16 protein-coding genes are annotated in these 26,212 nt (G+C 67.6%); 12 read left to right on the forward strand and 4 right to left on the reverse strand.

Features of this window, described 5'->3' with window-relative positions:
* Nucleotides 1-2: 2 nt before the first annotated feature.
* From ACFPFQ_RS38240 to ACFPFQ_RS38270, 7 genes are all read left to right on the forward strand, one after another.
* Nucleotides 3-1,424 carry an NADH-quinone oxidoreductase subunit N gene (locus tag ACFPFQ_RS38240; protein WP_379627871.1) on the forward strand — a complete coding sequence of 474 codons (1,422 nt, stop codon included), beginning with the start codon at nucleotides 3-5 and terminating at the stop codon, nucleotides 1,422-1,424.
* 601 nt (nucleotides 1,425-2,025) lie between these two features.
* On the forward strand, nucleotides 2,026-3,780 hold the full coding sequence (gene ctaD, locus ACFPFQ_RS38245) for a cytochrome c oxidase subunit I (protein WP_379627873.1): 1,755 nt from the start codon (nucleotides 2,026-2,028) through the stop codon (nucleotides 3,778-3,780).
* A 206-nt stretch (nucleotides 3,781-3,986) separates the two neighbouring features.
* Nucleotides 3,987-5,435, forward strand: a complete 1,449-nt coding sequence (locus ACFPFQ_RS38250; protein ID WP_379628277.1) for an LCP family protein — start codon at nucleotides 3,987-3,989, stop codon at nucleotides 5,433-5,435.
* A 151-nt stretch (nucleotides 5,436-5,586) separates the two neighbouring features.
* On the forward strand, nucleotides 5,587-7,941 hold the full coding sequence (locus tag ACFPFQ_RS38255; protein ID WP_379627874.1) for a penicillin-binding protein: 2,355 nt from the start codon (nucleotides 5,587-5,589) through the stop codon (nucleotides 7,939-7,941).
* Nucleotides 7,942-8,933: 992 nt separating this feature from the next.
* Nucleotides 8,934-9,386, forward strand: coding sequence for a L,D-transpeptidase (locus tag ACFPFQ_RS38260; RefSeq protein WP_379627876.1), 453 nt, complete (start codon nucleotides 8,934-8,936; stop codon nucleotides 9,384-9,386).
* Between the two features lie 87 nt (nucleotides 9,387-9,473).
* On the forward strand, nucleotides 9,474-9,974 hold the full coding sequence (locus ACFPFQ_RS38265; RefSeq protein WP_379627878.1) for a L,D-transpeptidase: 501 nt from the start codon (nucleotides 9,474-9,476) through the stop codon (nucleotides 9,972-9,974).
* A 218-nt stretch (nucleotides 9,975-10,192) separates the two neighbouring features.
* Nucleotides 10,193-11,359, forward strand: a complete 1,167-nt coding sequence (locus ACFPFQ_RS38270; RefSeq protein ID WP_379627880.1) for a L,D-transpeptidase — start codon at nucleotides 10,193-10,195, stop codon at nucleotides 11,357-11,359.
* Nucleotides 11,360-11,512: 153 nt separating this feature from the next.
* Here the strand turns inward: ACFPFQ_RS38270 and ACFPFQ_RS38275 are convergent, their stop codons facing one another.
* Nucleotides 11,513-12,808 (reverse strand): IS256 family transposase, encoded by a 1,296-nt coding sequence (locus ACFPFQ_RS38275; protein ID WP_379627882.1) that lies wholly within the window; start codon nucleotides 12,806-12,808, stop codon nucleotides 11,513-11,515.
* Between the two features lie 773 nt (nucleotides 12,809-13,581).
* Here ACFPFQ_RS38275 and ACFPFQ_RS38280 point away from each other — a divergent pair.
* Nucleotides 13,582-14,271 (forward strand): prepilin peptidase, encoded by a 690-nt coding sequence (locus tag ACFPFQ_RS38280; RefSeq protein ID WP_379627884.1) that lies wholly within the window; start codon nucleotides 13,582-13,584, stop codon nucleotides 14,269-14,271.
* Between the two features lie 670 nt (nucleotides 14,272-14,941).
* Here ACFPFQ_RS38280 and ACFPFQ_RS38285 read toward each other — a convergent pair.
* From ACFPFQ_RS38285 to ACFPFQ_RS38295, 3 genes are read right to left on the reverse strand one after another with little or no spacing between them, the layout of a single operon-like run.
* Complete coding sequence (locus tag ACFPFQ_RS38285; protein WP_379627886.1) at nucleotides 14,942-17,449, reverse strand: tyrosine-type recombinase/integrase; 2,508 nt, start codon at nucleotides 17,447-17,449, stop codon at nucleotides 14,942-14,944.
* The gene (locus ACFPFQ_RS38290) at nucleotides 17,446-18,678 is read right to left on the reverse strand and encodes a tyrosine-type recombinase/integrase (protein ID WP_379627888.1); all 1,233 of its coding nucleotides are present in this window, start codon (nucleotides 18,676-18,678) and stop codon (nucleotides 17,446-17,448) included. Before ACFPFQ_RS38290 ends, ACFPFQ_RS38285 begins: the two co-directional genes overlap by 4 nt.
* 60 nt (nucleotides 18,679-18,738) lie before the next feature.
* A complete protein-coding gene (locus tag ACFPFQ_RS38295) occupies nucleotides 18,739-19,821 on the reverse strand; it encodes an ISAs1 family transposase (protein WP_379627890.1) in 1,083 nt (360 codons plus the stop codon).
* A 136-nt stretch (nucleotides 19,822-19,957) separates the two neighbouring features.
* Between ACFPFQ_RS38295 and ACFPFQ_RS38300 the strand changes: the two genes are divergently transcribed.
* From ACFPFQ_RS38300 to ACFPFQ_RS38315, 4 genes are all read left to right on the forward strand, one after another.
* A complete protein-coding gene (locus tag ACFPFQ_RS38300; protein WP_379627892.1) occupies nucleotides 19,958-20,200 on the forward strand; it encodes a hypothetical protein in 243 nt (80 codons plus the stop codon).
* Nucleotides 20,201-20,373: 173 nt separating this feature from the next.
* Nucleotides 20,374-21,945, forward strand: a complete 1,572-nt coding sequence (locus tag ACFPFQ_RS38305; protein ID WP_379627894.1) for a type I restriction-modification system subunit M — start codon at nucleotides 20,374-20,376, stop codon at nucleotides 21,943-21,945.
* Nucleotides 21,938-23,131, forward strand: a complete 1,194-nt coding sequence (locus ACFPFQ_RS38310; RefSeq protein ID WP_379627896.1) for a restriction endonuclease subunit S — start codon at nucleotides 21,938-21,940, stop codon at nucleotides 23,129-23,131. The genes ACFPFQ_RS38305 and ACFPFQ_RS38310 overlap by 8 nt, the downstream gene beginning before the upstream one ends.
* A 42-nt stretch (nucleotides 23,132-23,173) precedes the next feature.
* The gene (locus ACFPFQ_RS38315) at nucleotides 23,174-26,212 is read left to right on the forward strand and encodes a type I restriction endonuclease subunit R (RefSeq protein WP_379628279.1); all 3,039 of its coding nucleotides are present in this window, start codon (nucleotides 23,174-23,176) and stop codon (nucleotides 26,210-26,212) included.

Consider the following 26,212-nt stretch of genomic DNA (forward strand, 5'->3'; position numbering starts at 1 on the left):
GGATGAACGAGAACCCCGCCGCGCTCATCCCGGAACTGCTGTTGCTGCTCGCCGCCGTCGCCGGGCTGCTGCTGGGGGCGTGGCTGCCGCGGCGGCGCCAGTCGCTGGTCCGGGTGCTGGCCGTGGCAACGTGCGCGGCCGGGCTGGTGGCCACGGTCGTGGCGGCGACCGGGCCGGACCAGGTGGTGTTCGGCGGCAGCTACGCCATCGACACCGCCACCCACGCCGTGCGGGTGATCGTGCTCGTCGCGACCCCGATCGCGCTCGCCATCGGCGTCGACACCATCGGCGGGCACCGCCGGGAGACCGAGTTCGTGGTGCTGCTGCTGCTCGCCGCGCTGGGCGCGATCGTGCTCGCCGGCGCGAACGACCTGCTGCTGGCCTTCGCCGGGTTCCTGCTGGCCAGCGTCCCGCTCTACGCCCTGACTGGATGGGCCAAGACCGCGATGGCGGTCGAGGCCGCGATGAAGTACTACCTGTCCGGGGCGCTGGCCGGCGTCGTCATGCTCACCGGCACGGCGATCCTCTACGGGGCCGGCGGCGCCACCGGCTACCCCGCTGTGTCCACCGCTCTCACCGGGGCACCGGCCGCGGCCGTGGCCGTCGGGCTGGTCGCCGTCCTCGCCGGGCTGCTGTTCAAGACCGGCGCCGCCCCGGCGCATTTCTGGGTGCCTGATGTCACCGACGGCACCCCCGCCCCGGTCGCCGCGATCGTCACCACCATCCCGAAGATCGGTGCCCTGGTCGCGGTCTACCGGCTGCTCGCCGTCGCGATCCCGGCGCAGGTGCTGGACTGGCCGCTGCTGCTCGCCGTTCTTGCCGCCGCGTCCATGACGCTGGGCAACCTCGCCGCGTTCTTCCAGACCTCGGTGCAACGGCTGCTCGGGTACTCCACGATCAGCCAGGTCGGGTACCTGCTCATGGCCACCGCCGTCGCCGGACGCGCACCCGGCGCGCTACCCGCCCTGCTGGTCTACCTCGCCGGCTACGCGGTCACCAACCTCGGCGCGTTCGCGGTCGTCGCGGAGTTCCCCGCGGCCCGCAGCCTGACCGACTACCGCGGTCTCGCCCGCGCGCATCCCGGTCTCGCCGCCGCGCTGGTGGTGTGCCTGTTCGGGCTGATCGGCACCCCACCCACCGTGGTCTTCTTGGGCAAACTCACGATCTTCACCGCCGCCGTCGACGGCGGCTTCGCCTGGCTCGCGGTGCTCGCCGTGGCCAACACCGTCGCCAGCGTCTTCTACTACCTGCGCTGGATCGTCCCGGTCTTCCGGCCGGCCACCGACGAGGAATCCGTCGGTGTGCTCACACCGGCCGGGACGTGGTCGAAGATCGCGGCCTACGCAGCCGCCGGCCTGTCGCTGGCGCTGGGCGTCGGCGGCGGCGCGCTACTGGCGCTACTGGACGGGCCGCTCACCCGCTGAACCCCCCGCCTCGACACGTGCCCCGAACGGGGCCACCGCGGTCATGAACTACCCCTCCCTCGGAGGGTCGTGAAGGAGCCAGGGCCGCGGTCGGTGCGGGCGGGCTGCTGTTGCCCGCGGCGCTCCTGGCCGTGATCGACCAATTCGGCTGCCGGGTCGCCGCTCGTGTCCTGCTCCGCCGCGTGAGCCTCGGTGCCGGCCTGACGCTAGCCACGGCCCCCACGCGTCCTCACCCAGGAGCCCTCTACTATGATACGTAGGCGATATCACACCGGGGCGCCCCCAGAACGCCCTGACCGGAACGGTCTGAACCCGCCCGGTCGTTCAGGAGTCGGCATCCGTCACGGTCTCCGTCTCCGGTTCTGTCGTCGCGCCAATCCGTCGGGAACACGGCCCCCCACCCCACCCCACCCCACCACCCGAGCGCTCGCTCGCCTGACACCGTGTTCGACAGGCCTGATATGCCGTCCGTGTTGGACGCCGACGCTCGCGGTGAGCACTGTGCCGACCGCCTTCTACGGTACGTAGAGCTAAACCTACTATGGTACGTAGTAGATGGCGTCGAGGGCCTTCACCGGGCTCAGGACAGGACAAGATCCTTGTGACTGCTGTGGCTCCCCGACCGATCTCCTCCCACCCCGATCCGGTGCGGCCCTCACCGAAGGGCTCGATGCTGCTGAAGATGCTGCACACGACCGACCCCAAGGACATCGCGATCCTCTACCTGGTCACGGCGTTCGGGTTCTTCCTCGCCGGCGGCGCCATGGCACTGCTGATGCGCGCCGAACTCGCTCGCCCCGGCATGCAGTTCCTGTCCACCGAGCAGTACAACCAGCTGTTCACGATGCACGGCACGATCATGTTGCTGCTGTATGCGACGCCGATCCTGTTCGGGTTCGCGAACTACATCGTGCCGTTGCAGATCGGGGCGCCGGACGTGGCGTTCCCGCGGCTCAACGCGTTCTCCTACTGGCTGTTCTTGTTCGGCGGCCTGGTCGTGCTGTCGGGGTTCCTGACCCCCGGCGGTGCCGCGGACTTCGGCTGGTTCGCCTACACCCCGCTCTCGGACGCCATCCGCTCCCCCGGCGCCGGGACGGACCTGTGGATCGTCGGGCTGGTCGTCTCCGGTCTGGGCACGATCCTCGGTGGCGTCAACTTCATCACCACCATCGTCTGTATGCGCGCGCCCGGTATGACGATGTTCCGGATGCCGATCTTCACCTGGAACATCTTCGTCACCGCGCTGCTGATCCTCATCGCGTTCCCGGTGCTTACCGCCGCCCTGCTGGGCCTGTTGGTCGACCGCAAGCTGGGCGGCCACGTGTTCGATCCCGCCAACGGTGGGGTGATCCTGTGGCAGCACCTGTTCTGGTTCTTCGGCCACCCCGAGGTCTACATCGTCGCGCTGCCGTTCTTCGGCATCGTCTCGGAGATCTTCCCGGTCTTCGCCCGCAAGCCCGTCTTCGGCTACAAGGGCCTCGTCTACGCCACCATCTCCATCGGTGCACTGTCCGTGGCCGTGTGGGCCCACCACATGTACGCCACCGGCGCGGTCCTGCTGGCCTTCTTCTCCTTCACCACCTTCCTCATCGCGATCCCGACGGGCGTGAAGTTCGTCAACTGGATCGGCACGCTGTGGAAGGGCCAGCTCACCTTCGAGACGCCGATGATGTTCGCGCTCGGCTTCCTCGTCACGTTCCTGTTCGGCGGCCTCACCGGCGTGCTCCTCGCGTCCCCTCCGATCGACTTCAACGTCTCCGACACCTACTTCGTCGTCGCCCATTTCCACTACGTGCTGTTCGGCACGATCGTGTTCGCCACCTACGCCGGTATCTACTTCTGGTTCCCGAAGATGACCGGCCGGATGATGGACGAAACCCTCGGCAAGGTCCACTTCTGGTTGACCTTCATCGGCTTCCACCTGACGTTCCTGGTCCAGAACTGGCTCGGCGCCGAGGGCATGCCGCGCCGCTACGCCGACTACCTGCCCACCGATGGCTTCACCACGCTGAACATGATCAGCTCCATCGGTGCCTTCGTGCTCGGGGCGTCGACGTTGCCGTTCATCTACAACGTGTTCAAGTCCTACCGCTACGGCCGGGTGGTCACCGTCGACGATCCGTGGGGGTTCGGGAACTCGTTGGAGTGGGCCACCTCCTGCCCGCCGCCGCGGCACAACTTCACCGAGCTGCCGCGGATCCGGTCGGAGCGGCCGGCCTTCGAGCTGCACTACCCGCACCTGGTGGAACGCTTCCGCGAAGAGGCCCACGCCGGAGGCCACGCCGCACCATCCGAGCTGGCCGCACAGGCAACGGCCGCCGAGACACACCCGGGCGCGGACCCGCGCTCGCGTTGACGAGCCTGGGAACGGCACGACATTGGAGCGGATCATGAGTAGTCCCGACGCCGTGACCACGATGCGGCGAAAGCTCATGGCGGGCATGGACCTGAGCGGACGGTCGCATGCCTGAGCTCTTACCCCGACCGCGGGCTGACCGGCGCCGCGAGCCGCCCCGACCGGCCGAGGCCGACGACAACCGTGGGTGCGCTGTCGTGGACCGCATGCCTCCACGGCGGGCGCCCCGCTCGCTGGGCAGCGCGCTGCTGGCGACGGCGGCCGCCACGATCGCGCCCGGCACTGGGCATCTCATGTTGCGCCACCGGCGCACCGGCGGATTGATCTTCGCGCTGTTCCTGCTGGTCGGGGTCGCCTTCGGCGCGGCCACAGCCAGTGCGGGCCGCCCGGCGCTGATCCAGAACCTGCTCTCTACCCGAACCCTCGCGATCGCCTCGATCGGTCTGCTCCTCGCTGCGGCCGCGTGGGTCGTGGTCATCGTGCGCACCTACGTCATCGGACGCCCTCGTGGGCTCGACCGGGGCAGGCAAATCGTCGGAGGCGCGACCGTCGCCGCACTGTGTCTGGTCGTCGCGGCCCCGCTGGGTTACGCGGCAAATCTCGCCAACACCCAGCGCAACCTGCTCAACGACGTGTTCACCGGTGGTGGGGGCACCTCCGCGGCGGAGGCGATCAGCAAGCCGCGGTTGAACATCCTGCTGGTCGGCAGCGACGCGGGGCCCGACCGCACCGGCGCGCGCACCGACACGATGATGGTGGCCAGCGTCGATACGACTACGGCCCGCACCACCCTCTTCTCGCTTCCCCGCAACATCGGCTATGCGCGGTTCCCGCCGGGCACACCGATGGCCGCGAAGTTCCCCGGCGGCTTCCACGATCCGAACGGCAACGCGAACTCAGGGGACTACCTGCTCAACGCGGTGTACGCCTACGGCCTCGAGAACCCGGAGGTGGCCCCCAGCACGCCCACCGGCAACACGGGTCTCAACCTGCTGCAGCAGACCGTCGGCTACATGCTCGGAGTTCAGCTGGACTACTTCATCGAAGTCAACATGTCGGGCTTTGCCGCGATCATCGACGCGCTGGGCGGAGTCACCCTCGACGTCGGCCCGAAACCGCTGCCGATCGGTGGTGTGCTGCCCAACGGCCAGCACGTCACGCCCGACGGCTTCGTCCCGGCGGGAACGCAACACCTGAACGGCGACCAGGCGTTGTGGTACGCCCGCTCGCGCCGCGACTCCGACGACTACTCCCGTATGGGCCGTCAGCGCTGCCTGCTGCAGGCCATTCTGGCGCAGAAGAGCCCAACCGACGTGCTGGCACGCTTTCAGGCCATCGTTGCGGCGACCACCGACAGCGTGGCCACGAACATCCCTCAAGAGGTTCTCCCGTCGCTGGTATCGCTACTCGGAGGGAAGGCCATAACGCTCGACAGCGTCTCATTCGATCCGAACCTGCCCAACCGGGACGAGCCTGATGGCAGGTTCAACACCAGCCGCGCGGACATCGAGTTCATGCGTCACGTGGTGCAGAACGCCCTTACGTCCTCGCCACCCGCGGCCTCGGTCGAGCCCGAACCCCTCGCTGCCGGGGCGCCTCCTCCTGCTTCGAGTGCAGTGGTGACACCGCCACCGTCCGCAATGGGATGCGCATGATCGCGACCGTCCGCACCATCTGGCGGACGTCACAACTAGCAACGCCCGGCCGGTGCGGCGGCCCGTCCTGGAGCGCCGCTCCACCGGCGGTCTCGCCGACATTAACGGATCCGGCGCCGTGTCGGAGAACAGAACTGATAGGAGACGGTCGATGAATTGGGGGATCCGCACCGGGAATCCGCTACGTTCGGTCGGTCGGCTGGCCGGATTGTGCCTGCTGGCCGGGATAGTGCTTGCCGGAATGCTCTCGCCGGTCGTGATCGGCGCCGGGCTGCTCTCAAACCAGGTCAGCGGGTCGGTCAACGATGCGGCCCGCAACGTGACCGCGTCGCAACTGACCTCCACGCAAATGCCGCTGGTGACCACGGTGCTCGACCGCAACGGCGCCCCGCTCGCACAATTGTTCGACCAGTACCGCCTTCCGGTCGTCTACGGGCAGATCTCCCCGACGATGACGGCGGCGATCGTCGCGATCGAGGACCGGCGATTCTTCTCCGAAGCCGGCGTCGACCCACGGTCAGTGCTGCGCGCGGCGCTAAACAACAGTTCCGGTGGCAGCACCCAGGGCGCCTCGACGATCACCCAGCAGTACGTGAAGAACTACCTCATCAACGTGATCGACCGGCAGAACCCGGCCGCGCAGCGACAGGACCGCGCCGACACGTTCTCCCGCAAGGTCAAGGAGGCCGAGCTCGCGTTGCAGATCGGGCAGAGCGTGCCGAAGGAGGACATCCTCGCCGGTTACCTCAACGTCGTGGAGTTCTCCGGGAACGTCTACGGAATCGGGGCGGCGGCGAAGGCGTACTTCGGCACGACGACGGACAAGCTGACCATCCCGCAATCGGCGCTGCTCGCGGGAATGGTCAACAACCCCAACCGCTTCAACCCCTACACCCGTCCCGATCAGGCGTTCGCGCGGCGCAATACCGTGATCGACGCCATGGTGCAGACCGGGTCGCTCGCAGCCGACACAGCAGCCTCGGCGAGAACCGCTCCGCTGGGCGTGGTGCCGGACGGGCCGATCGTGCCGGGCAGCACCTGCATGGCAGCCGCTCCGGACACCGGGTTCTTCTGCGACTACGTCGTGCAATACCTGAAGCGGGCCGGCTTCACAGGCGACCAGATCTCGACGGGCGGGTACACGATCACGACCACCCTGGACCGGCAGGCCAGCCGGACGATCAAGGACGCTGTCGAGGCGAACGTACCCACCACCCAGGACGGCGTCGCCAACACGTTCGCGCTGGTACAGCCCGGCCAGGGCGGGCACCAGGTGCTGGCCATGGTGTCCAACCGCAACTACGGCACCGACGCCGCGCAGGGGGAACGGTCCACCAACATCGTGTCCGACCCGAGCAACGTCTTCGGCGCGGGCTCGTCGTTCAAGATCTTCACCACCGCGGCGGCACTGGAGACCGGCTCGGTGGGGTTCACCTCCGCGCTGCCCAACCCGGGCTCGGACTGTTTCACCCCGCCCAGCAGCAACCGCTACACCAACTGCTACCCCGTGGCGAACTACAGCACGTCCTATCCCGACCCCATCAGTCTGCAGGACGCGCTGGCCACCTCTCCAAATGTCGCCTTCGTCGGGCTGGAGGCCAGGACCGGTGTCCCGGCCGTCGTCCAGATGGCCCAGCGCCTCGGACTACGACAGACTCTGGCGTCCAACAACGTCGGCGGCATCCCGGTGACCGATCCGGCTGATCCACTCTCGAGCAACCCGCAGTACAACCAACCCCAGTCGCGGTATTTCCAGGGGCTGCTCTCGTTCACCCTCGGTGTCAGCCCTATCAGCACCCTGGAAATGGCCAACGTCACCGCAACGATCCTGTCCGGAGGAGTGTGGTGCCCACCGGAGCCAATTCTGTCGCTCACCGACCGCACCGGAACACCGGTCAACGTCATCCGGGAACCGTGCCAACAGGTCGTCTCACCGGGTCTGGCACGCACCCTGGCCGCGGGGCTGAGCAAGGACTCCACCACAGGGACCTCCGCGGCGGCCGCCCGTAACGCCGGCTGGACCCGCCCGGACATCGGCAAGACCGGCACCACCAACGAGAGCAAGTCGGTGGCCTTCGTCGGCGGAGTAGACGGCTACGCGGCCGCCTCGATGGTCTTCGCCGACGGGTCCCGGCCGAGGCCGATCTGCCCAGGCCGACCGGTCTACCTGGGCAACTGCGGCAACGGCGCGTTCGGTGGCACCGTTGCCGCCCCGCCGTACTTCACCGCGATGAACCAGATCCTCGCCGGCAAGCCGGACGTCCCGATTCTCGGGCCCGACCCCGCCTATCTCGCAGAGGGAGAGCGCCCGATCACGCCGCTGGTAATCGGCCGGACCGGTCCTGCTGCAATGCAAGCACTGCAGCAGGCCGACTACCCGGCCATCACGCAGACGATCGACTCGACCGCCCCGGCAGGCGTCGTGGTCGGACAGAGCCCACAAGGCAATGCCGCACCGGGAACCACCATCACCCTCTACGTCAGCGCTACCCCGCCACCGAGATGACCGAGATGATCGCCGTCGCAATGGGGTCGGGCTCGGACCGTGAGTTCGGGTCTCATGATCGGGATAACTGCTGTTGCCATGCGGGTGCTGTCATTAGGGGGTTCCGAGGACACCGACGATGTCCGCCTCTTCGTCGACAACATCACCCGCGGACACCGGATCCATCTCTGCGACTCGACGCCGTCGCGCAGCAGGACCTGCCTTCGACGGCGTCTCCCTGATGAACCCCCGCAACCGGAGCTGGCCGCCCCATCGGGGAGCGCAGGGACCTGCCGTCCAAGTCGGCAACCACAGCTGGCACCCGCTCGTCGAAGACACCGTCGCGGACATAGCGAGTTGCGGCGTGGAACGGGCGCTGGTATGCACCACCAGAGCCTGTGGCGGCTACTCCACGAACCGGCAGGACATGGCCCGGGCCCCCGACCTGGTCGGGCCGGCGCCCCTGAGCTGATCAAGCTGGGCTATTCTTCGGCCACCTCCGGTACATTGCTACTCACCGCTGGCGCAGTGCGGGCGCTTCTTCCCGCAGTGGTGCGCGCCAGACGCACGGCTGGTGTTCACTGTGCACTCGGTTTCCCGCGGCCCCGGACGCCGCCGCCGGCCGACAGGACGGGGAGCGGCACAGCTCGCGGCAGGCCGCCGCGGCCGCCCGGTTGGTCGCCGCCGAGCTCGGCGTGGCCGGCCACGAGGTGGTGTGGCAGTCCCGGTTCGAGTCGCGGCGGGTGCTGTGGCTCGGGCCCAACGCCCCAACACATCGTCGACATGCACCACACGCACCCGGTGATGATCGTGACACCGCCGGGCGTTGTGTCCGGCACCAGGTGATCCCGGGCCTGACAACGGATCGTGCATCTCCTACGACGCGTAGTAACCGGTCCGCGACTTCGTCGTTAAGGGCTCAGGTTGATGTTGACATCATTGAAGGTGCGAGGTGGCTGGTGACGCGGTGGTGGCAAGGTTCGGGTTCGAGGCTCGGGTCGGCCCGGTCGGCGGTGGCCGTCGCGGCCGCCGTCCTGGTCGGCGCGGCGGGGGCAGGGGTGGCTTCGGCGGCGCCCGGTGACCCCACCGACACCGTGATGTCGGCGAACCCGGTGGCGGGCACACCGTGCTCGGTGACGGCGAAAGCATGCGTGGAACTGGCCACCCACACGGCGTGGCTCCTGAGCGAAGGCCGGATCGTGCGCGGGCCGGTGTCGTTCGCCGACGGTGACGTCGCTGCCCCGACCCCGCGCGGGACCTACAAGGTGGAGTGGAAGGCCCAGCACTGGGTCAGCCGGGAGTACGGCACCCCGATGCCGAACTCGGTGTTCTTCGCCCCCGGCGGAATCTCTTTCCATGAGGGGCGCCAAGACACCCCCTCAGCGGGATGCGTGAAACTCACCGCCGCCGACGCACAGGCGTGGTTCGGCTACCTGCAGGTGGGCGATCAGGTCCAGGTGCGTTGACCCGCGGTGGGCCAGACCGATTGTCGAACCCAACATCGTGGCGGAGACGAAGTATTTCGCGACCCGGACGGGTCAGCAGATCGGAGAATGATGGGCACGCATACGAAGACGACGGCGCGGCGCAAGCTGCTGGTAGGGGCGGTGTCGATAGCCGTGCTCGGCGCCGTGTCGGTGGCCGGTGTCGCGGCGGCCGCACCCGGGATCCCGGCACCGAGTGGCGGGCGGCCAGAAGCGTCACCGTGCGAGACGGCCGCGAAAGCCTGTGTTCGCCTGTCGACGCACCAGGCATGGCTGACCGACGGTGCCGGAGTCACCACGTTGGGGCCAGTACTGATGAACGATGGCGCTTCCCAGACGCCCACCCCGACCGGCATGTTCACCGTTCAATGGAAAGATCGGAATCATCGCAGTAGCGAGTTCAACAACGCTCCGATGCCCTACGCGGTGTTCTTCGACACCAACGGGCGCGCCTTCCATGCCGGCGACCCGGCACGCCAGTCCGCCGGCTGCGCCCGTCTCGACCCCGCTAATGCGCAGAAGTTCTTCGACGCACTGCAACCCAACGACCGCGTCCAGATCTTACAGTGACCGGCATGGCCAACCGTTGGTGCAGCAGGACAGACTCGCCGCACCGCGTCCGTCGCTAGCGGTTAACCAGCGGCGACGTCGGGTGGCTCGCAACCTGGCAAGATCGAAAGGGAGGCTTTGTGGGTACTGAGGCGGGTGGCCGAGCCGGAGGCCTCCACCGGTTGCGGGTAGCGACCCTGGCGGTAGCGGTAGCATTAGCGCTGGGTTCGGGACTCGCGGTGGCGATCCCCTCGTCCGCGGCCTCTCCGCTCTCGCCGGTCGCACCTCTTGCCGGACCGGGCTCCGCGGGGAGTGGGAATCCCGGGGTCGGCGCCGACAGGGTTGCGTCCTTTATGCGTATCGTCCCGGCCGACAAGCCGTCGATCAGTCCGCGCACCCCGATCGTGGTTCAGACCTCGGGTGCCCGGATCACGGCGGTGGCGGTGACCGATACGGCCAGCGGTGCCGTCGTCGCCGGATCCCTCTCTCCTGACGCCATGTCCTGGACCTCGAGCAACGTCCTGGGCTACGGATCGACCTACCGGGTCAACGCCACCGCCGTCCGCGCGGACGGCGGCGCGGTGCAGCAGACCGGCACCGTGCGTACGGTGTCGCCGGCCACCCAGACCTACCCGTCGCTGATACCCGCGCCCAGCACCACGCAGACCTTCGGGGTGGGGCAGATCATCGGCGTGTCGTTCGACCACCCGGTCACCGACCGGGCCGCCGCGGAGAAGGCCCTGTCTGTCACAAGCACGCCCGAGCAGACCGGGGGCTGGTACTGGATCGACAACCGTACCGTGCATTACCGGCCGCAAACCTACTGGCAGCCGGGCAGCACCGTCACCGTGCACGCCAGCGTGTTCGGGGTCAACCTCGGCGGCGGTGCCTGGGGCCAGACCGACCGTACCGTCACGTATCGCATCCACGACGCGTGGATCGCGAAGGCCGACGGCGCCACCGAGCAACTCCAGATCTTCCACAACGGCACGCCGGTCATGACGATGCCGATGAGCCTCGGCTCGCCCGGGTTCCCGTCGCACTCCGGACCGCACGTCATCTCCGACAAACAACCCAGCATCATCATGGACTCCTGCACGTACGGGGTTTGCCAGGGCCAACCCGGCTACTACCGCGAACAGGTCGCCCTGGATGAGCGAATCTCCAACGACGGCGAGTTCGTCCACTCGGCACCCTGGTCGGTCGGGCAACAAGGCACCAGCAACGTCTCCCACGGCTGCGTCAACCTCTCCCCCACCAACGCCCAATGGTTCTACGACCACTTCGGCCTCGGTGACGTCGTGGAGATCATCAACTCCGGCGGCCCGCCCCTGCCGCTCTGGGACACCTACGGCGATTGGGAGATGCCGTGGAACCAATGGCGAGGCGGCAACACGACACGATAGGAGCCGCACACCCATCTCCCATCGGCAGACTCCGTTTGAAGGTCACCGGCTCGCCGCAAGTGAGGGCGGTCAATGATCCGTGCAACTGATGTTATGTGGGTTACTGAGGATGTCCCGAGTTCCGTGGAACTTCGGTGGCGGCCTGGTGATCAATCAGGCGGCGTTGACGGTCTCATCATGACCGGTCGCACCGACGGTTTCGGTGACCCGAGCCAGCGTGTCACGTAGCGATCGCAGGTGCATGTGGCCGTTGACCCGGCGGAACTGCTTGCCGGCCTCGACCATGCCGGCGGCGCACCAGCGCAGGGCCATCGTGCCGTCGCGCCAGTTCTTGACGTTGCTTGCGTGATCACGGCAGATCGAGATCATCGACTCGATGGCGTTGGTGGAGCGGAAGGTCCGCGCCAGGGTGGGCGGCATGTTCAGACGCAGCACGGTCAGGGTCTCGGCCATGCCCTCACGTAGGCTCGCCGCCGCCCCGGGGTGGGTGCGGTCGAGCTCGGCAGCCAGGGCGCACAGTTCGGCCTCGGCGGCCAGCGCGGAGTCGGCGTGATAGGCCCGCCGCATCCGCGAGGTGACGACCGTACGCAGCTTCTCCGGGAGATGATCAGCCACATTTCTGATCTTGTGGAGTTGGCAGCGACCGAGCACCGGCCGGTCAAACACATCCAGCACTGCGCGTCGCAGCGCCTTGGACCCGTCGAGGACCACCAGGACCGGGCGGGTCACGTCCAGGCCGCGCTCCCGCAACCCGACGATCAGCTCGGTGACCAGGGTGGTGTTCTCGGTCGAGCCCTCGACCAGCGACAACGGATGCTTGGTGCCGTCGATGTCGATCCCGAGGGCGACCACGCAGGTGTGCTCACCGAAGTGCACGCCGTCGACCATCAGCGCCACCAGATCCAGCGAGCTGAGGTCGGCGGCGAGCAGCGCCGCGAGCGCGGTCTCGGTCTGGGCGACGAACCGCCGCGACACCGCCGAGCGCGACGTGGACGTGGCGGTCTTCTCGGTGCGGTCCCCGACCGGCTCGAGCGCGACCGGGTAGCGCCGCGTCGACAGGCCCGCGAGCATCCGCTCCAGCGCCATCCGACCCAGGACCTCGGTGTCGGAGAACAGCTCGTAGGACGCCACCGCCACCTCGCCGGAGCCATCAGTCGCGCGCATCCGCGGCCGCTCCACCGGGACCCGGCGCCCGCCCAGTGTCACCGATCCGGCGCCGCGGCCGTGCCGGGTCGCGGCCCGTTCGGGATCGTGGCGGCCCTTCTGGCCACACGCCGCGGTCACGTCGGCCTCCATCAGCGCGGCCATCACCTGCAGACCGGTCCCGACCGCGAGGGCCAGCAGGCCCTCGCGCATCTCCCCGGCCAGCTCTGCCAGCGCGACGCTCACCGTGTCGGGCACGGCGGGCTGGCTCGTGTCGATCTTCTCGTTCTGGTAGTGCTTGCGCACGGCGGTCCCCTGTCCTCGTGGTGTTCTTGGCGGTTCACCCGAGTACCTACCGCACGGCAGGACTCAGGCGGGGACCGCCACCTCAACTTCCACGAGATCCGGGACAACCTCATCGTCCGACTGCCGCGCCACAACGGCGTTGATCAACCGTCGCCCCCCGGACCCCGCGCCCACAGGCGAGCCGTCCGACTTCCTGTATTTCAGCGAGTTCGATGAGTCACCGCAGTCAGTGACAATCACGCGGACGGGCGCGCTCGCGGGTTCCGCGGATGACACGGCAGGTGACAGCACCGGGTCACCTCGAGTCACCAGACCGTTCGCGCTGTCCGCGTAAAGCCCCCGCGACAGGTTTGTCAGCGCGACACCCGTCGCATGCCGGCCGAGGTCCGGCGACTGCCAATCCGATGTTGCTGCCGCAGAGACGAAGTCCGCCCACATCCCGCGGTACGCCGCGAGCGCATCCCTTCCTGCGAGGTCCTGGGGCGACGGTGCGGCCGTCGGCGCTGACGGCGTCGTCGAGACCGGTGGCGGCGCTGGCATTGGCGCTGGCATTGGCGCTGACCCCGAGCACCCGGCCACGGAGCCCACGACGACGAGCACCGCAAGGACACACGCTTGCCAACGCACCGACTCATTGCCACCCACCGAACGCCTCCCTGGCGGCTCCCGCGCCCCTGATCATGAGGCGATACTGAGCACAATTACACCCTCGACCCCTACGGACCTGGAAGTCCGCCAACACGGACTTTCAGGTCGGAAAGTGGGATAGGCCGATGTTCACCCGATCGGGCTACGGGTCCCGCGCGGCGGAATCTTGGGCGCTGATGGCAGGGACCCCTTCGCTTGCTGCCGTCCTTGTGTCGGCTGGCGTTGGTGTGGTCGTCGGAGCGGTACTCGCCGCCACCATCACCCCGCGCGCCCTCGTACGCCCGACGCGCCCCCGGCCGCTCATAGCTGTCGGATCGGCCACCACAGGTCTTACGTTCGCAGTCCTCGCCGCACGGTTCGGCGGTGTCGGGCTACTGGCCTTCTGCTGTCTTGCTGCTGCCGGGATCGTGCTGTCATCTATCGACGTGCTCGAGCGGCGGCTTCCCGGTGTCGTTGTTTTGCCGAGCTACCTGGCGCTCGTCAGTCTGCTCACCGTGGGTGCGCTGACAAAGAACACCTTCGCGGATCTGCTACGTGCACTCAGTGCATCTGCTTTGGTTATCGGGGCCTACCTGGTCGTCGCCCTGGTATCCCGCGGCGGGCTCGGAGCCGGTGACGTAAAGCTAGGCGGCTTGCTAGGTCTCGCGTCGGGTTGGCAGAGCTGGGAGGCAGTCCTCGGCGGCACCCTCCTTGGCTGGACCGCGGCGGCGCTCACGTTGCTGACCATCCGTTGCGCGAAGAAGCGTCCGTGGGGCTCCGTCCCTATGGGCCCATTTCTGCTTTTCGGATCATTGCTGGGCATCATGCTCTACTGACTACGCAACCGCTCATCACGTAGTCTGAAGTTTCACTTGCCCTCTTGGTCCTATCGAGCGTCCATTGTGGTGTGCGCAGCCACCGTTTAAACCAAGTAGTTGGCCCTGTATGTCTCAGTCCAATCGCTAACTCCAGACGGACGCAGCGGTGAGGCAACCTCGTGGCCGACGCAGACGTCACCCGAGACGTCGACACCAGGTCTGGCCTATCCAGCACGTCGAGCGACGACACAAGTTCCGCCGCATCATACTTTCGGTGACCATCATCCTTATGTTGATATTGCTCATTATCGCGATTCTCTAGAAATATTGCCCGGCGGAATCATGATATCAGAAGACCGTTATCAGATTGACCGTGACGGCCAAAATGCTCGGAGGCACGTCCTGGCAGATGGCTGCGATGTCGTGCGGTCTGCCCGAGTCGGACGGTGAACGGGTCCGGGCGAAGCTGAGACGCCGCGTCAAACAGATCATGGCCGTGTCGCCGGCAGGGCCCCGGCAAAGTCGTCAGGTGATCATCCCGAGTACTGCCAGCGGGCGGGTCGCGTTGCGTGCGCAGTGACGTAGCGCGGAGGCGATGTTGTCGGCGCCGGCGAGGCGGTGGGCGCTGATGGCGAAGTTGCGCATTCTCTGAACTTGATCTTCAACCTGCGCTGTGCGTGCTCGCCGGTCAGGATCTCGGTGTGAGGGCGGGGATGCCGAGGTCGACTGCCGCCGGGCGTATGCGTCGTTCGACCTGGGCGAGTTTGTGGTTGGCGCCGTCGAGGCTGATCTGGAGTCCTTCGACGTCTCCGAGCCAGCCCTCGCGCTGCGCTTCGGCGATGCGGGCGGTGAGGTTGTCGCGGATCTCGACGAGCCGTTCGCGTTGGGCGGGATCGGGCCAGAGCATCGAGCAGCGGACGCAGGCGTGCTCGTGGATGCAGGGGGTGCCGAACGCCCGGCCGCAGGTGCCGGTGGAGACCTTGCGGCGTTCGAAATGGCCGAGGAACTCGGTCCACTCCTCGTCGGTCGGGACGCGGTATTCCTCGCTGGGGCGTAGTGCTCGGCGGCGGGCGAGGAACGCCAGGTGGGCTTGGATGGCCTCGTCGGGGTAGACGGCCTTGTAGCCCATCGTGACGTTGATGTCGCGATGCCCGGCGATGATCTGAGCGATGTGCGGCGGCAGACCGGACAGGATGGCGTCGGTGATGAACATCCGCCGGAAGTCGTGCGGGGTGAAGTGCAGCGGGCCGCCGGTCTCCGGGTCGGTCAACGGGCTGTGCGCGAGGGCGGTGTTGAGCATGTTGCGGATCGCGCCCGGGCAGATCCTGCGGTGCTCGGCGCCGAGTCTGCGTTGGAACAGCCAGGGTGCGGGCGCCAGCCATAGGCACTCGGCTCGGTCGTAGGCGGGAGTGACCGGAACCGGCCCGGTGTTCTCGCGGACCCGGCCGATGATGGTGGACAGCACGTCGGCCAGCTCCGGGCTGACGACCAGCAGCCGCTCGACGTCGGTCTTGGACGGCGCGATCTGTAGCAGCGGGACGAGCTCCCCGGTGCCGGGCAGCCGGTATTGCACGAGGCTGTGATGGGTGATCTCCAGCAGTTCCTCGATCCGGACGCCGGTGGTTCTCAGGACCTCGACCGTGGCCCACGCCCAGAACGCGAGGTCTTCCTCCATCGCCAGATCCCGCCGTTTCCCGCTGGTCGGGTCGTCGATCCAGACCTTGTCGCTGCGCCCCGTGGTGAGCGAGCGGGTGAAGGTGTGACCGGCGACAGCGAAACGTTCCCCGGGCCGGGTTGCGCGGGCCGCCTGCAGGAGCGCGTCGGTGGTCTTGCGTCGCGCCTCGACGCTGCGCACCAGGATCGGTAGCACGGGCAGCCGTTGGCGGGTGCGGGCATCCATCCGCGACTTGCGCCGACGGGCCTGCTTGCGCTGGTTGATCTCTTCTTCGCCGATCGGGCAGGGCGCGACCCACGGCGCCCAGCGGGCGGGGTCCTCGAAGGCCCATTGGGCCAGGTCCAGGTAGAACGCCCGGACCGGGGTCAGGCATTGTCGGTAGCCGAGGCGTTCCACGGTGAGTGTCGTCTTCTCGCCGGCGGCGGTGGTGACCGTCTTCGTCCGGGTGCGCAGCCGCTGCTTCCACCCGGCGGCGACCGGGGCGGGCAGGCGCAGGCTGTCGATGCCGGGATGGTGGCGTTCGAGGTCCTTCCAGAACACGTTGCCCAGGTCGGCGGCCAGAGCGCGCAGGCTGCTGTAGTCCAACGCCGGTGCGCGTTCACACAGGTAGTCCACCAGCAGGTCGCGCACCGGTCGACACGCCAGGTCGAACCGGTCGATGAGCTGCGCGGGCGTGCGTTGGCCGGCGCTGCGCAGCTCCTGCAGCTGGGTCGGCGCGGCCGACTCGAAGATCCCCAACTGGTGCAAGGCCCGGTAGAACGCCGTGGCGTGCGCCATCGGGCTGCGGTGAGTGTCGGTCTCGACGTCGAGCAGTTCCAGGACGTCGCCGACGGTGACCTCGCCGAGCACGCCGCCCTTGGCGCCGAGGATGACCGCGGCCCGATGCAGAGTGTGTGTGCCAGCAGCGGCGGGCAGGTGCGCGTCGAGCTCGCTCTGCTGGTGCAGCCGGGCGAACCCGTCGACGTCACGGGCCTGGGCCATGCCGCGGACCAGGGCGCCACCGCGGGGCACCGCGGCCACCAGCCAGCCGGTGCTGGGTCGCACGAGATCGGCGCAGATCGCGACCGTGAACGCCGCGCCGATCGCGTCGGCCCGCGCCGGGGAGTATCGGCCGGTCAGGTGCAACCACTGCGCGGGAATCCGGCGCCACGCCGTGCCGGCGGCGTCGGCCCCGCTGGCCAGCCACCGGTCCTGCCAGGTCTGGCCGGGCTGCTCGCCGAGCCAGTCCAGCAACGTGCTCACCCCGTGGCGACGTCGCTTCCGGCCGCCGCCGCTGTCGAGCGCGAACGGCCCGACCGTCAACCGCTCGAGCGCCTGCTCGCGGTCCAGGCTGGTGCCCGGCCATCCCGCGGCCGCTGCTCGGGGCGCGAACCGGGTCTCGACGCGCGGCGGCGCCCCTGGCGGCGGCACCGGGCCACCGCGATCACCCACCGCGACATCCTGCTCGGCGGCGGTGATCACGACGTCGGTGATCACGACGTCGGTGATCACGACGTCGGTGATCACGACGTCGGTGATCACGACGGCTGGTTCCCGAACAGCACCGCCAGGCTCTCCGGTCGGTAACCGGGCGCCACGGCGGGAGCGACCCGGGCCGCGGCCCGTCGGGTCTGTTCCTCGTGGTGGGCCAGCACCCGACGGACCACGTCCTGCTTGCGGGGCGTCAGATAGATCTGCGTCGTGGTCAGCTGGGCGTGGCCCAGGACGAACTGCACATCGGTCAGCGGCAGGCCCGGGTCTTCGGCCATCCGGTAGGCGGCGGTGTGGCGCAACGAGTGCAGCGTCGCGGTGGTGCCGGCGCGCTCGTTGACCCGCTCGAACATTCGATGCACCGCGTGATAGGTCAGCGGCCGGGACGGCGCCCGCAGCGTCCACCACAGTGGGTGGGTCTGTCCCCTCGGGATCTGCTCGGCCATCTCGACCTGGTAGAGCCGCAACCAGACGAACGCATCCGGCGACGCCGGCAGCTGCGCGATCTCGCGGCTCCCCTTGCGCACCACTGTGATCAGCCCGCGCCCCGGGTCGGCTCCACCCTGGGTGACCGACAGCAGCTCGCTCGCCCGCGCTCCGGTGGAGACGTAGAAGGCCACCAACGCCCGGTCCCGGTGCGAGCCCAGCCGGGCGAAGATGTCGTTGAACTCCTCGTCCGGGATGCTGCGCGGCAACCGGGTCGGCACCGTCGGGCGATACAGCCCGGCCCGCTCGTTGCGTGGTGGGTCCATCGGGTTGCGGTGCGCGTGCGCGCGGTGGCCTCGCCGGGACCGATCCAACGGGAACGGGTTGAGGATCGGTCCGGTGCCGGCGTCGAGGTGGTAGTCGTAGAAGCTGCGCAGCACCGTCTCGCTGTGCGCGCGCACCGACGCCGCGTACGGCCGGGCGCGCAGCCCGCCACCCGGCCAAGCACCGGTCGCCGTCGGCTCGTCTCGGCGGCGCCAGTGCTGGCGCCTCGGCTTGCCCGCGATCTGCATCCACCGGCAGAAGTCCCTGGCCTCGACCCGGGTCGCCCGGTCCCAGCCGATCTCGACAGCCCACAAGAACCGGAACCACCGCAACAGGTCCAGCGCGTAAGAGCGGGCCGTCGCCGCCGACCGACCCGCCGCCTGCAGATCCCGCAGATACGCCGCGACCGACTCCACCGCGATCCCGTCGGCGTCGACGAGCCGATAGCGCTCCCACGCGTCGTCCGTCGCGACGACACGACCGACCTGCGGCACGACCAGAGCGCTCAGATCCCGTGCGGACTCCTGCATGGCCAGATCAACGAGACAACCGGCAAACGGTCACTGAGCAGCAGAAACGCCGCAGGTAGTTCAGTTAACAGGTAGGCTGGCCATCACCTGGGGAGCGTGGCCGGTGCGGACCTGCGACAGGTCCTCGGCGTAGGTAACGTCGCGGACCCAGTGCAGGCTGTTCTCGATCTGCCAGTGCCCGCGGATCCAATTGGCCAACTGCTCGGGTCGGGCCTGGTGCGGGCGCAGGTCGGTGATCGCGTAGACGGTCTCGGTGTGCCACGTCCCGCTGGTCAGCTGCCGGCGTCGGCGCACGAGCTGGATGGCCTGAGCGGCGTGCGGGAACATGATCCCGGCCGCGATCGTGACAACCTTCAGGGTGCGGATCTCGCGGCGGCCGTGGCCGCGTTCGGTGCTGCGGTGCCCGACCTGCACCGCCCGCCAGGGCATGCTGGCGAGCTGGCGGCGCAGGGTGGGCTGGTTGCCCTTGACGGTCAGCACCCAGTGCGCGCCCCGGGCGTGCAGGTAGTCGACGTGGCCGCGTTGCGTGTGCAGCGCGTCCGCGGTCACCACCACCTCCCGCAGGTCGAGCGAGTCCAGCAGCGGGGCGAACCGCGCGATCTCGCTGGTCTTGCCGTCGACGGCGACCTGTCCGACAACGACGCGGGCGTCGTGGTCGATCGCGGCGAGTAGATGCCGGGCCGGGCCGGGCGGCTCACCGTCCCCGCTGGGGGTGTGGGCGCCGCGGACGGTCTTGCCGTCCACCGCGACCGCTCGGCGGGGGTGCTCTGCATCCAGGCGCGCGGCGATCCAGGTGCTCAGGACGAGATCGAGTCCGTCGCCGTCGACCCGTGCCAGAACCCGGCGGATCGTGGACTCGCACGGTGGACGACGTCGTAGATCCAGGGCGTTCGCCACATCGACAGGCAGGTCATCGGCCCATTCGGCGATCGCGACGAGGGACAGCGCGCCCGCGGTCACCGCGCAGATCGACACCGCCAAGATCGTCACCAACCGGTGGCGCACACCCCGACGGGCCCACGGATCGATCACTGCGGCGAGTACGTCGAGCAACCCGGGCAGCGCCGCGACCGGATCGGGTAACTGCAGCGTGGCGAGTTGGGCGAACGCGGCAGGGATCGGCGAGGATGCGGGCGCGGGCATGGCTCTCTTCAGGTGATCACGGCTGGCGTAGGAACCGCCATGATCAACGTGAGGGTCGTGCCCGCACCACTACCCGCAGGTCCCGGCGTGTCGCGAGCGCCCTGCCGACCTCATCCACAACTTTGCCGGGGCCCTGGTGTCGCCGGGGGGCGTCCTCGCCGTTCGTTCGGCGGCCACGGTGATCGAGCAGTGGCTGCCGGCAGTGCTTGCCGTGGCCGCGTGGCCCGCGGCCGTCGAGGTCATGGTCCTCGTTGTCGTCGCACTCGTCCCGAGCACACATCAGGTCGCCGTACTGGCCGGGATGGCGGAGACCTGCGCGCAGTACGCGGTAGAACGCCGGACCACGCCCGTCGGCTCCGCCGCTGGCCGGCGGGCTTGAGGCAGTGGCGCAGTCCGAGCAGGTCAGCGCCGACGTTCCGGGGAACTTGGCTACTGACGCAGCCCTCCAGCAGCGCGCGCCGACGGACAGGTTGCCCGACCGCAATAGGGTGTTCGAAGGACACCACGGCCTTCGGGTCGCCGCCCTTTGACGAGCAAGGACACCACCGACTGATGCCAGTGACCCAGCAGGAGATCGAGAACCGGTTGTGGGACGCCGCCGACGAGCTGCGCGTCGCGATGCCCGAAGCGCAATACTCGTCGGTCGTCTTCCCGCTGATGTTCTGGAAGTATCTGTCGGACACGTGGGAGCACCACCACCAGGAGTTCCTGGACGACAATGCGGGTCTGGACGGCCTTTCAGCCGAGGAAGTCCGCGAGATCGAGTACCGCGACTACCAGTCGTTCGAGATCCCGTTCATCTACCCCGGTACCGTCCGGAAGCGTCGCGCCTCCTGGTCGTCCATCCTCGCCACCATCACCCAGCCGGGCCTCGGCCAGCGGGTCCGCACGTCCCTGCAGGCCATCGAGACAGCCAACCCGGACAAGTTCTCCCGCCTGTTCGGGTCCATGACCTGGACCTCCGAAGAGGTGCTGTCTGCGGCGGTTCTGGCAGCGGTCATGCAGGCGATGGACCGCACCCCGAAGATGCACGAGGGCAACATGTCCCACGACGTGCTCGGTGGGGCGTACGAGTACCTGCTGAAGCGGTTCTCCGACGGGTCCGGCACCCGCGCCGGCCAGTTCTTCACCCCACGTGAAATCGTCGAGCTGATCGTCGAGGTCCTGGACCCCAAGGGCTTCGAGTCGGTGTACGACCCGACTTGCGGGTCAGGCGGCATGCTCATCGCCTCCGCGAACCTTCTCAAGGCCCACGGTGGGCGTGGCTACACGCTCAGCCTGTACGGGCAGGAGGCCGTTCCGGACACCGCGGGTGTGGCACGCATGAACCTGTTCATGCACAACTTGACCCAGTTCCAGGTCGAGGTCGGCGACAGCCTGAAGGACCCCCGGTTTAAGAAGCCGGACGGGTCCATCGCGCAGTTCGATGTGATCGTCGCCAACCCGCCCTACAGCCTGAAATGGAAGCCGTGGATCAAAGATCCGCGCGTCATCGGTGGTGTCGCCCCGCAGTCGTCGGCTGACTGGGCGTTCGTACAGCATATGATCGCGTCGATGGGCCTCAAAAATGGGCGCGCCGGCGTCGTCTTGCCCCACGGCGTCCTCTTCCGCGGTGGACAGGAAGCAGCCATTCGCCAGCGCGTTCTGGACGACGACCTCCTGGAAGCTGTGATTGGCCTCCCAGCGAACCTCTTCTATTCAACTACCATTCCGACCTGCGTCCTCGTGTTCCGGGCCCCCGGCACTAAGACCGAGGAGCGCCGGGACGGGGTGCTGTTTATTGATGCCTCTAAGCGTTTCGCCAAGGCCAAGAATCGCAACATCCTCACCGCCGCCCATATCGCCGACGTCGTGACAACCTACCACTCGAAATTCGATTCCGCCGGCAACGCGGTCGGCGCGGACGGCGGCGGACTCGCGGCGCGATTCGCTCCCACCATGGAGATCGCGGCGAATGGGTACGACCTCAACATCGGGCGCTACATAAAGCAGGCCGCCGCTGAACAGGCGGATCTCGGCACACTCATCGACGCCCATAACATCGCGCGAGCTCAGCGCCAGAAGACCGAGCAGCACATGCTGACCGTTCTCGCCGCCGCCGGAATCGAAGGCTTCAATGGGTGATCAAGCGGAGTGGGAGCACAAGCCTCTTTCCGATGTAGGAGAACTGGCCCGTGGTCGTCGTTTCACTAAGAATGACTACGTCGAGACCGGACTCGGATGCATCCACTATTCGCAAGTATTCACTCATTTCGAGGCCGTTGCGAGGCATCCTCTCACGTTCCTTCCGGAATCATCGCGTCCGCGGATGCGACTTGCTCACCCTGGCGACCTGGTCATTGCCGCGACGAGCGAGAATGTAGCGGAAGTCGGAAAAGCCGTCGCGTGGCTAGGCGGCGACGACGTTGCAGTACACGATGACTGCTACATCTTCCGTCATGGTCTCAATCCTGCGTACGTCTCGTACTTCTTTGCTTCATCGTTGTTCCATGAGCAGAAGATCAAGTACGTGTCCGAGACGAAGGTCGTGCGGATCTCGGGAGCAAACCTAAACCTGATCGAGATTCCCATCCCGCCTGCGCCGGTGCAGGATCGGATCGTCGAGATTATCGGCGCGGTAGACGACCAAGTCGCCGCACTCGACGCCGAGGCCGACGCGCTAGATGCCCTGTTTCGGGGGCGCAAGGAAGAACTGTTCGCATACTATGCTGCGACTGGCACCCCGCTGCGGATCGGCCAGGTTCTGGAAGAGGTGAAGCGCCCGATCGCAGTCGACCCTGAGGCCGAGTACTGGCAGATCGGGATCAGGTCCCACGGGCGCGGCCTGTTCACCAAAGAGGCGGTGACCGGAGAGTCCCTCGGATCCAAGAAGGTGTTTGGGGTCGAGCCCGGCGACCTGGTCATAAACATCGTCTTCGCCTGGGAGGGCGCAGTCGCCATTGTGCCCCCGGAGATCGAGGGCTACTGCGGATCTCACCGATTTCCGGCTTACCGGCGGCCCGGTGACGGGGACGTCGAGTTCTTTCGACTTTTCTTTTCCACCAAGACGGGCACACAGCTCCTGGCCAGCTGCTCTCCCGGCGGCGCGGGACGCAACCGCACACTGAGCCGCAAACGTCTGATGCAGTCGATAGTCGGCATGCCTTCGACTCAGGAGCAGAAGCGGGCGATCTGCGAGTTGCAGGCACTGGAGGCGTGCGTCGAGGCCGTGCACACCGAGGCCGACCGGTTGCGTGCGGTACGCGCCGCCCTGCTGTCCGGTTTACTGGACCGCAGCGTCGAGTTGACTGACGCGGAGCGGGAGGTCTGACCTGTGGCCAAGGGGATCCGGGAGCGCGAGTTCCAGAACCTTATGATCCGGTGGTCTCTCCCGATGGGCTGGGGCTTCACAGCGGGCAGGTTGCTGCCGCGTGAGACGACGCAGACGGTGGTCGCCGGCCAGCTGCGCGACGCTATCGTCCGACTCAACCCTGGGGTTGTCGACGGGTTCGACGTTGACGCGGTGGTCGAGGAGATCGTTGCCACGGTTAACGCCGTGGAAGGCGGGCTGGTGCGGGCCAACGAGCAGGTGCTGCACCTGCTGCGCGGGCGTAAGGAGTTTCGAGCCGCCGACGGTGTGTGGCACGCCCTGAAGGTCATCGACTTCGAACACCCGACCGCGAACACGCTCGTCGTGTCGGACGAGGTGACAATCACCGTCCCCGGAAAGACCTCCCGCCGGTTCGACCTCGTGTACTGGGTCAACGGCCTGCCCCTGGTCGTGGTCGAGGTGAAGTCACCAACCGCGAAGTCCGGGTGGGCCGACGCCTCTCGCGAGCTCAACGACGTATACGCCACCGAGTACCCGTGGTTCTTCACCCCCAGCGTCTTCGTCGTCGCCTCCGACGGGCTAAAGCTGCGGTTCGGTGCCGCCGGTGCACCCACGAACCTGTGGCAGCCGTTCCGGTCCACCGCCGACGACGAGAACCTGGCCGGGCAGGCCGACGTGCAGCGCTCCGTCGAGCTGCTGCTCAACCCGGCCACGATCCTGGACATGCTCGCCAACTTCGCCCTCTTCGACACCTCCGGGGGTGGGGCGGACACGAAGTACCTACCCCGCTACCCGCAGATGGAGGCCGCCCACCTGATCCACGAGCGGATCCTGGAAGGCGGGTCGAAAGGTCTGATCTGGCACCACCAAGGGTCCGGGAAGACGCTGCTGATGGTGTTCGCCGCCTCGTTGCTGCTGGCCGACACCCGCACCGAGTCACCGACGATCATCCTGCTCTCCGACCGAACCCAGCTGGTCCGGCAGACCTCCGGGGTGTTCACCTCCGCGATGGGGGACGCCTATTTCCATCAGCCCGCCACCAGCCAGGACTTACGTTCTCTGTTGGCTGATGACGTGCGCGGTGTCATCTCCACGACCATCCACAAGTTCGCCGACGCCGGCAAGAGCCTTTCGACCCGGGCCAACATCATCGTGCTGGTCGACGAGGCCCACCGCACGCAGTCCGCCAGGTCGAAGTCCCTGGCCGGGCAGATGCGCGCAGCGTTGCCGCACGCGAAGTTCTTCGGCATGACCGGCACCCCTGTCAGGAACCTCGCGACCGATACCTTCGCCCTGTTCGGCGAGGAGACCGACCCGGGCCGGGTGCTGCACCGGTACTCGGTGTCCCGGTCTCTGCTGGATGAGTCGACCGTCCCGGTCATGCTGGACCCGCGACCGGTCGCCTTCGAGATGAACGACGAAGCGTTGCAGGCCGAGTTCGACCAGTTCGCCGATGACTTCGACCTCGACGACCCCGATCGTGAGGCGTTGTCCCGCAAGTTCGGGCGCCTCACCTCGGTGTTCGCCAACCCCGACCGCATCCACGCGGTCTGCCAGGACATCGTCGACCACTACCTGGCCGGCGCCTACCGCAACGGCCTCAAGGCACAGGTCGTCGCCTACAACCGCGAGCTGGCCGTCGCGTACACAGACAAGATCAACGAGCTGCTGGACGGCTTCGAGGCGCTACACGTACTCGCCGAGGTGGGGAAGCATGACCGGATCACCGCCGAGGTGAACATCTCCGTCTCGGACTCCAAGGACGAGGACTCCGCCATGCGAGCCTTCCGGCTTTCGGAGGCCGAGGAGGAGGAGCAGAAGCGGCGGTTCCTCACCCCGGACGACCCGCTGTGCTTCCTGGTGGTGACCGCGAAGCTGATGACAGGGTTCGACGCACCCAACGAGGGCGTCCTCTACCTGGACAAGCCCCTGAAGGCCCACACCTTGTTCCAGACGATCACCCGCCCGAACCGCACCTGGCTGTCCCCGACCGGCTTCGCGAAGACCTCCGGCGTGGTCGTTGACTACATCGGCCTGGCCGAAGAAGTCCAGCGGGCTGTCGTCGGCCCCACGTCAGAGAGCGCTGGAAAGGGTGGCGGATTCGTCACCGACTTGTCCGACCTGGTCGCCGAGTTCCGCACCACCTTCGCCCGCATCGAGGACCTCCTCGTGGATGTGGACGGCCTGGACCTTACGGTTCACGGATACGAGTCCTTGCGAGCCATCAACGTGTTCCTGGACGCCAACCCCGGCGCCGCCAAGGTGTTCAGCAAGGACTTCCGGCTCCTGGCCCGTCTGTATCCGCTCATCAACACCGACAAGCGGGTCGCCAAGTACCGGGACGGCTTCGGGCTGTTCGGATCCGTCTATACAACCCTGTTCAAGAAGTCCTCCGACGAGGAGAGGAAGGAACGGCTGAGCGAGCTGGGGCCGATGGTCCTGGAGATCATCAATGCCCACGTCCACTCCTTCTCCGTGGCCGCTGCCCAGGAGGAAACCCTCGTCCTGGACGCTCAGGGCATCACCATCCTCAAGGAGCTACTGGCCCTCGTCCGTCCCAAGCCCGACAAGGACGACGGCGAGGACACGACACCGCCGTCCGCGGCGGAGATCCTGGACCACATCAAGGCCGCCCTCGACAAGGACGTCGAACCGGGGTCCGCGAAGTACACCGCCCTCGCTGAGCGGATCAGGCTACTGCGGGACCGGATCATCCAGAACGCCCAGGACGCACTGGAGTTCCTGGCCGAAGCACTCCGGGTCGCTCGCGCAATCGTGAACGCCGCCAAGCACCCGGACGAAGCTGTCGTCGTGCTTGATGACGACCGCGTGGGTGTCCTGTCGCAGATCATTCACGACCACGCACCGGCCGGCCTGACAGTCACGGAGAGGAATCTGGCCGAGGAGATCGACCAGGTGGTCACCCACACCCTCGCCCGGTCATGGGACAACGCCGACGCTCGCAACCGAGGCGCTCGCCGCGCCACCGCCGCAGTCTTCCGCCGGTACATGTTGAAGCCGGTGGGGGAGCCCTACGACTCCACTGTCGCCTACATCGAGGCTCACTACCTCGTTGACTGA

The organism is Pseudonocardia sp. GCM10023141, assembly GCF_042653605.1.

Excerpts from the sequence above, each read along its gene's own strand:
- ACFPFQ_RS38240 (WP_379627871.1), top strand. The coding sequence starts at position 3 with ATGAACGAGAACCCCGCCGCGCTCATCCCGGAACTGCTGTTGCTGCTC.
- ACFPFQ_RS38250 (WP_379628277.1), top strand. The coding sequence starts at position 3,987 with ATGCCTCCACGGCGGGCGCCCCGCTCGCTGGGCAGCGCGCTGCTGGCG.
- ACFPFQ_RS38255 (WP_379627874.1), top strand. The coding sequence starts at position 5,587 with ATGAATTGGGGGATCCGCACCGGGAATCCGCTACGTTCGGTCGGTCGG.
- ACFPFQ_RS38265 (WP_379627878.1), top strand. The coding sequence starts at position 9,474 with ATGATGGGCACGCATACGAAGACGACGGCGCGGCGCAAGCTGCTGGTA.
- ACFPFQ_RS38280 (WP_379627884.1), top strand. The coding sequence starts at position 13,582 with ATGTTCACCCGATCGGGCTACGGGTCCCGCGCGGCGGAATCTTGGGCG.
- ACFPFQ_RS38290 (WP_379627888.1), bottom strand. The coding sequence starts at position 18,678 with ATGCAGGAGTCCGCACGGGATCTGAGCGCTCTGGTCGTGCCGCAGGTC.
- ACFPFQ_RS38295 (WP_379627890.1), bottom strand. The coding sequence starts at position 19,821 with ATGCCCGCGCCCGCATCCTCGCCGATCCCTGCCGCGTTCGCCCAACTC.
- ACFPFQ_RS38305 (WP_379627894.1), top strand. The coding sequence starts at position 20,374 with ATGCCAGTGACCCAGCAGGAGATCGAGAACCGGTTGTGGGACGCCGCC.
- ACFPFQ_RS38310 (WP_379627896.1), top strand. The coding sequence starts at position 21,938 with ATGGGTGATCAAGCGGAGTGGGAGCACAAGCCTCTTTCCGATGTAGGA.
- ACFPFQ_RS38315 (WP_379628279.1), top strand. The coding sequence starts at position 23,174 with ATGATCCGGTGGTCTCTCCCGATGGGCTGGGGCTTCACAGCGGGCAGG.